Genomic DNA, 6611 nt, shown 5'->3' on the forward strand with positions numbered 1-6611 from the left:
GGATGGCTGAATGCCCACCCTTCGTCCACCTTCACAACCACTCCGACTACAGCCTGCTCGACGGCGCGTCGAAGATCGGGCTCCTGGTGGACGCCGCCCTGTCGATGGGGATGAAGGCGGTGGCGCTCACCGACCACGGGAACCTTTTCGGCGCGCTCCAGTTCTACAACACCGCGCGCCGGAAAGGGATCAAGCCCATCATCGGCTGCGAGGTCTACGTGGCCAAGGAGGACCGCCACAAGAAAACGGGCGGGGGGGACCAGAGCAACCACCTGGTGCTGCTGGCCGAAAACCTCGAGGGGTATCACAACCTGACCCGGCTCGTCTCCTACGGCTTCCTCGAGGGGTTCTACTACAAGCCCCGGGTCGACAAGGAGCTGCTCCGGCGCTACCACGGCGGGCTGATCGCGGCGAGCGCCTGCCTCAAGGGCGCGGTCGCCCAGAAGCTGGTCATGGAGCAGGCCGAGGCGGCCGAGGCCGAGGCGCTGGAACTGCGCGACATTTTCGGCGAGGGCAATTTCTTCCTCGAGCTGCAGGACCACGGCCTCCCGGCGCAGCGGCAGATCAACCCCGCCATCATCGAGCTTTCGGCCAGGACCGGGATCCCCCTGATCTGCACCAACGACACGCACTACATCCAGAAGGAGGACAGCGTCGCCCACGACGTGCTCCTCTGCATCGGCACCGGCAAGGTGGTGAGCCAGCCCGACCGCATGCGCTACGAGACCGACCAGTTCTATTTCAAATCCCCGGACGAGATGCACGCCCTGTTCGCCCACGTCCCGGAAGCGCTGGCCAACACCGTCCGGATCGCGGAGCGGTGCGACCTGACGATCGAGACCGACCAGCCGATCCCCCCCTTCGACGTCCCCCCGGGCCACGACGCCGACAGCTATTTCGAAAAGATGGTGCGGGAGGGGTTCGCCGAGCGGCGGCGGCACCTGGAGGCGCTCGCGGCCGCGGGGCAGCTCAAGCGCCCCCTGTCCGAATACGAGGAGCGGTTGACGTTCGAGATCGCGATGATCAAGAAGATGCAGTTTTCCAGCTACTTCCTGATCGTCTGGGACCTGATCCGGCACGCGCGCGAGCTCGACATCCCGGTCGGGCCGGGGCGCGGGTCGGTGGTGGGGAGCCTGGTCGCCTACAGCATGCGCATCACCGACATCGACCCGCTGCAGTACGCCCTCTTTTTCGAGCGCTTCCTCAACCCGGAACGGATCGCCCCGCCCGACATCGACATGGACTTCTGCATGAACCGGCGCGCGGAGATGATCGAATACACCGCCCGGAAATACGGCCGCGACTGCGTCTGCCAGATCATCACCTTCGGGACCATGGCCGCCCGCGGCGTCATCCGCGACGTCGGGCGCAGCCTGGACATCCCCTACGGCGACGTCGACCGCATCGCCAAGCTGATCCCGGCCGAGCTGAACGCCACGATCGAGAAGGCCCTGGAACAGGAGCCGCGGCTCCGGGAGGAGATGCAGGACGAGCGGATCGCCGACCTGATCCGGATCGCGCGGCGCCTGGAGGGGCTGTCGCGCCACTCCTCGACCCACGCGGCCGGAGTCGTCATCGCCCCCAAGCCGCTGGTGGAGCTGGTCCCGCTGCAGAAGACGAACAAGGACGAAATCACCACGCAGTACAGCATGAAGGACCTGGAGTCGATCGGCCTGCTCAAGATGGATTTCCTGGCGCTGACGACGCTGACGGTGATCGACGACGCCGTCCGGAGCGTCCGGGAGGAGACGGGGGTCGAGCTCGACCTCTCCTCCGTCCCCCTGACCGACCCGGAGGTCTACCGCCTCTTTTCCGAGGGGCGGACCAACGGGGTGTTCCAGTTCGAGAGCGGGGGGATGAAGACCGAGCTGCGCCGGCTGCGGCCCGAACGGTTCGAGGACCTGATCGCGCTCAACGCCCTGTACCGCCCCGGGCCGATGGACATGATCCCCGACTTCATCAAGCGCAAGCAGGGGCTGATCGAGGTGGAGTACCCCCACCCCCTGCTCGAGGAGATCCTCCGGGAGACCTACGGCGTCATCGTCTACCAGGAGCAGGTGATGCAGATCGCCAGCAAGATGGGGGGGTTCTCCCTCGGGGAGGCCGACATCCTGCGCAAGGCGATGGGGAAGAAGATGGAGTCGGTCATGGTGTCGATGCGGGACAAGTTCGTCTCCGGCGCCGCGGCCAACGGGATCCGCGAGAAGGACGCGGTCGCGGTCTACGAGCTGATGAAGCAGTTCGCCCAGTACGGCTTCAACAAGTCGCACGCCACCGCCTACGCCCTGCTCGCCTACCAGACCGCCTACCTGAAGGCCCACCACCCGGTCCAGTTCATGGCCGCGCTGCTGACGAGCGAAATCGGCAACACCGACAAGATCGTCATGTACATCGCCGAGTGCCGGGAGATGGGCATCCCGGTCCTCCCGCCCGACATCAACGAGAGCATGCTCCACTTCCACTCGAGCGGCGGAAGCATCCGCTTCGGCATGCTGGCGATCCGCAACGTGGGGGAGGGGGCCATCCGCTCGGTGCTCGAATACCGGGAGCGGCAGGGGCGCTTCCGCGGACTCTTCCATTTCTGCGAGGAGGTCGATTCCAGGTCGCTGAACAAGCGCGTCATGGAGAGCCTGGTCAAAAGCGGCGCGCTCGACTCGCTGGGGTGGCGGCGCTCGCAGTGCATGGCCATGATCGACGCCGCGATCGAGTACGGCCAGAAGGTGCGGCGCGACCGCGAAACGGGGCAGAAGGGGCTGTTCGCCTCCCTGGGGGGCGCCGACACCCTCCCCGAACCGACGCCGCCCGACATCCCCGAATGGCCGCCCGAGGAGCGCCTGGCGGCGGAAAAGGAGACGCTCGGTTTCTACGTGTCCGGGCACCCGCTCGACCGCTTCGCCGAGGAACTCAGGCAGTTCAGCCGCAAACCGCTGGCCGACCTGATCGCCGAGGGGAAGCCGGCCGAATGCCAGGTGGCCGGGATCGTCACCGAGCTGCGCGAGCGCCGCACGCGCAAGGGGGACCTGATGGCCGTCTGCTCGCTCGAGGACCTGAGCGGATCGGTGGAGACGGTCGTGTTTCCGAACGCCTACCAGAAATTCGCCCCTATCCTCCGCTCCGACCGCCCGATCCTCGTCGCGGGCCGCCTGGAATTCGAGGAGGAGAGGGGGTGCAAGATCGTCGCCTCGGAGATCGAACCGCTGGCGGGGATCCTCGAGCGGCAGGCCAAAGTCCTCTGCATCCGCGCCGCCGTCGACCGCCTCCCGGCCGGCGCGGCCGACGCCCTCTATTCCCTGCTGGACGGCAACCGCGGCGACACCGGCGTCGAGATCGAGCTTTACCGCCCGGCCGATTACGTCGTCCGCATCCAGTCGTCCGACTTCGTCCGGGTCAAATCGAGCCCGGAACTGATCCGGCAGATCGAGGAGATCTGCGGCGGCGGGACGGTCCGGGTCGTGAGTTAGGGCTGGCCGCGGGCGTCAGGAGCGGCCGAAATTGCGTTCGATCTCCCGCATGCCGAAACGGAGGAGAACGGGGCGGCCGTGCGGGCAGTGGGTCGGGATCCGGGTGCGCTCGAGCTCGTCGAGCAGCCACCGCATCTTCTCCGGGCCGAGCGCCATGTGGACCTTGACCGCCGCGCGGCAGGCGGTGCCCACCGCGATCCGGTCCCGGACCCGCTCGAGGTCCAGCGTCCTGTCCTCCGCTTCCAGGCTCCCCAGGATGTCGGCGAGCAAATCGCGGACCTCCCCTTCCGGGCAGACGGCCGGGACCGAACGGACCAGGACCGAATCCCCCCCGAAGGGCTCGACATCGAACCCGTTCCGCCCGAGTTCCGGCAGGATCCGCCCGAGGCGCGCCTTCTGCTCCGGCTGAAGTTCGATCGCGAGCGGCACCAGCAGCCCCTGCCGCTCGACCCTCCCCCCCTCGATCGTGCGGGCCAGGCCCTCGTAGAGGATGCGCTCGTGGGCCACGTGCTGGTCGACGAGGAGGAGCCCCTCGCTGTCGCACCCCACGATGTAGCTGTTGTGGAGCTGTCCGAGGATCTTCACCCCCTCGGCCCTGAAAGGGGCCGGGAAGGAGCGGCCCGATCGGTAGAGCATCCCGGGGACGAGTTTCATGGCAAGGTGCCGCCCGAGTTCCCCCTCGGGCACGCGCCCGGCGGGAAGGAGGGCGCGGACCATTTCCGGCGCGCCGCTCCAGCCGCCTGCGGCGCCCCCGACGCTTTCACCGGGCGGCGGCCCGAAAATCAGGGGCTGCGTCCCGCCCGCAGCCGGCCGCGGGGCGGGCGCCGGTTGCGGCGAATCCTCGGGCGCCTCGGCCACCGCGCCTCCCGGAGCGGGCGGGAGGGGGTCCGCATGCAGGTAGGAGGGGACCGGCGCGCGCGCGGCGAGCGCCTCTTCCAGCGCGTCGAAGACGAGGCGGTAAACGCCGTTCTGGTCGTGGAAGCGGATCTCGGTCTTGGCCGGGTGCGCGTTGACGTCGACCGCTTCGTAGGGAAGCTCGAGAAAGAGGAGCACCACGGGGTAGGCGTGCGGGGGGAGGCGCGTGCGGTACGCCTGGCGCACCGCGCCCAGGATCACCTTGTCGCGCACCATGCGCCGGTTCACGAAAATGTACTGGGAATAGGCGTTGGTCCTCCGCTCCGAGGGGAGGGAGGCGAAGCCGTGCACCCGCATCGGCCCCGCCTCGCGCCCGAACTCCAGCAGCCGCTGCAGAAACCCCTCCCCGAAGATCTGGTACACCCGCTCCCGCACGTCGGCGGCGCCGACGGCGCCGAGCAGTTCCCTGCCGTCGCTCCGGAGCCCGAAGCGGACTTCCGGGTGCGCCAGGGCGTAGTGGGTGACCAGGCGCGCGACATGCCCGAGTTCGGTCTCCTGCGACCGGAGGAATTTCCTCCGCGCCGGGAGGTTGTAGAAGAGGCCGGCGACCTCGATCTCGGTTCCCCGGTCCCAGGCGATCGTCCGGACGTTGCGGAGCACGCCGCCGTGGATCTGGATCTCGGTCCCCCCGGCGGAGGCGGCGTCGGCGGCGCGGGTGCGCAGCCGCAGGCGCGAAACCGAGGCGATCGACGGCAGCGCCTCGCCGCGGAAGCCGAGGGTGGCGATCGAGGAGAGGTCCTCCGCCCGGCGCAGCTTGCTGGTGGCGTGGTGCTCGAACGCCAGGAGCGCGTCGTCCTCCGTCATCCCTTCCCCGTCGTCGGAGACCAGGATCGAGCGGCGCCCACCGCCCGAGACGGCGACCTGGACCTGGCGGCTTCCGGCGTCCAGGGCGTTTTCGACCAGCTCCTTCACGACCGAGGCGGGGCGCTCGACGATCTCCCCCGCCGCGATCTTGTTCGCCAGGATCTCCGGAAGCACCCGTATCCTGCCCATCCGCCCCCTCCCTGGACTCCTACGTCCCCGCGACCGGGTGCAGCCCCTGCTCGAGCTCCGCGAGCGAGGCCTCCCACTGCTGCCCGTCCGCCAGGCGCTTGACCCGGTAGCGTTCCCGCTCGAGCTCGTCCTCCCCGATGACGAGGACGTGTTTGGCGCCCATCCGGTTGGCCAGGCGCATCCGGCTCTTGAGGCTGCCGCCGTCAAAATCGACGACGCACGCCATCCCCCGCGCCCTCAGCCTGCGGGCGATCTCCCCCGCCCTGTCGAGCGCCGCCTCCCCCATGTGCGCCAGGAACAGGTCGGGTTCCCACCGCGCCTCCGCCGCCGCCTTCTCCGGCAGCGTCATGACCAGCCGGTCCAGCCCCATGGCGAACCCGATCGCGGGGGCCGGCGGGCCGCCGAGCACCTCCGAGAGGCCGTCGTAGCGCCCCCCGCCCATGAGGGCGTTCTGCGCCCCCAGCTCCCCGCTCACGATCTCGAACGCGGTGCGCACGTAGTAGTCGAGCCCCCGCACCAGCCGGGGGACGACGGTATGGGAGATCCCCGCTCCCTCCAGGCGGCGCCGGACCTCGCTAAAATGCGCGGCGCAGTCCGGGCAGATATGGTCGGTGATCACGGGAAGGAGGGCGATCCCGCCCTGGCACCCTTCCACCTTGCAGTCGAACACCCGCAGCGGGTTGGTTTCGGCCCGCCGGCGGCAGTCGTCGCAGAACCCGCCCATGCCGCGCCCGAGCTCCGCCCGCAGCAGGTCCATGTAGGCGGGGCGGCACCGGCGGCACCCGATCGAATTGACGAGGAGTTTCGCCGCGATCCCAAGCTCGTCGAGGATCCCGAGGGCCATTTCCATGATCTCGGCGTCGACCGCCGGGTGCTGCGAACCGATCGCCTCCGCCCCGATCTGGTAGAACTGGCGCCAGCGCCCCTTCTGCTTCTTTTCGTGCCGGAACATCGGGCCGAGGTAGTAGAGCCGGTCGAGTCCCCCCTCCCGGTACAGGGCGCCCTGGATGTAGGCGCGGACGACCGAAGCGGTCGCCTCCGGGCGCAGGGTCACCGAGCGGCCGCTCTGGTCGCGGAAGGTGTACATCTCCTTGCCGACGATGTCGGTGTCCCCGCCGATCCCGCGCGCGAACAGTTCGGTGGGCTCGATGACGGGGGTCCGGATCTCCCGGTACCCGTGGCGCTCGAAGATGCGGCGCGCGCACTCCTCCACGAGGCGCCAGCGCTCGGTCTCCCCGGGGA

The 6611-nt window shown here is 69.1% G+C and carries 3 protein-coding genes; 1 reads left to right on the top strand and 2 read right to left on the bottom strand.

The genetic code is table 11. The features are described 5' to 3' along the window. The first annotated feature begins 2 nt into the window (after positions 1-2). The gene (locus GXY47_11150; protein ID NLV31696.1) at positions 3-3461 is read left to right on the top strand and encodes a DNA polymerase III subunit alpha; all 3459 of its coding nucleotides are present in this window, start codon (positions 3-5) and stop codon (positions 3459-3461) included. A gap of 15 nt (positions 3462-3476) precedes the next feature. Here the strand turns inward: GXY47_11150 and mutL are convergent, their stop codons facing one another. Then, a complete protein-coding gene (gene mutL / locus GXY47_11155; protein ID NLV31697.1) occupies positions 3477-5369 on the bottom strand; it encodes a DNA mismatch repair endonuclease MutL in 1893 nt (630 codons plus the stop codon). A 19-nt stretch (positions 5370-5388) separates the two neighbouring features. Beyond that, a partial coding sequence (locus tag GXY47_11160) for a histidine--tRNA ligase (GenBank protein NLV31698.1) occupies positions 5389-6611 on the bottom strand: 1223 nt, incomplete at its 5' end.

It is taken from the genome of Acidobacteriota bacterium (assembly GCA_012729555.1).
Classification (GTDB): Bacteria; Acidobacteriota; UBA6911; order UBA6911; family UBA6911; genus UBA6911.

Bases quoted from the DNA above. Each gene is read 5' to 3' on its own strand.
- GXY47_11150 (NLV31696.1), top strand. From the start codon at position 3: ATGGCTGAATGCCCACCCTTCGTCCACCTTCACAACCACTCCGACTAC.
- mutL (NLV31697.1), bottom strand. From the start codon at position 5,369: ATGGGCAGGATACGGGTGCTTCCGGAGATCCTGGCGAACAAGATCGCG.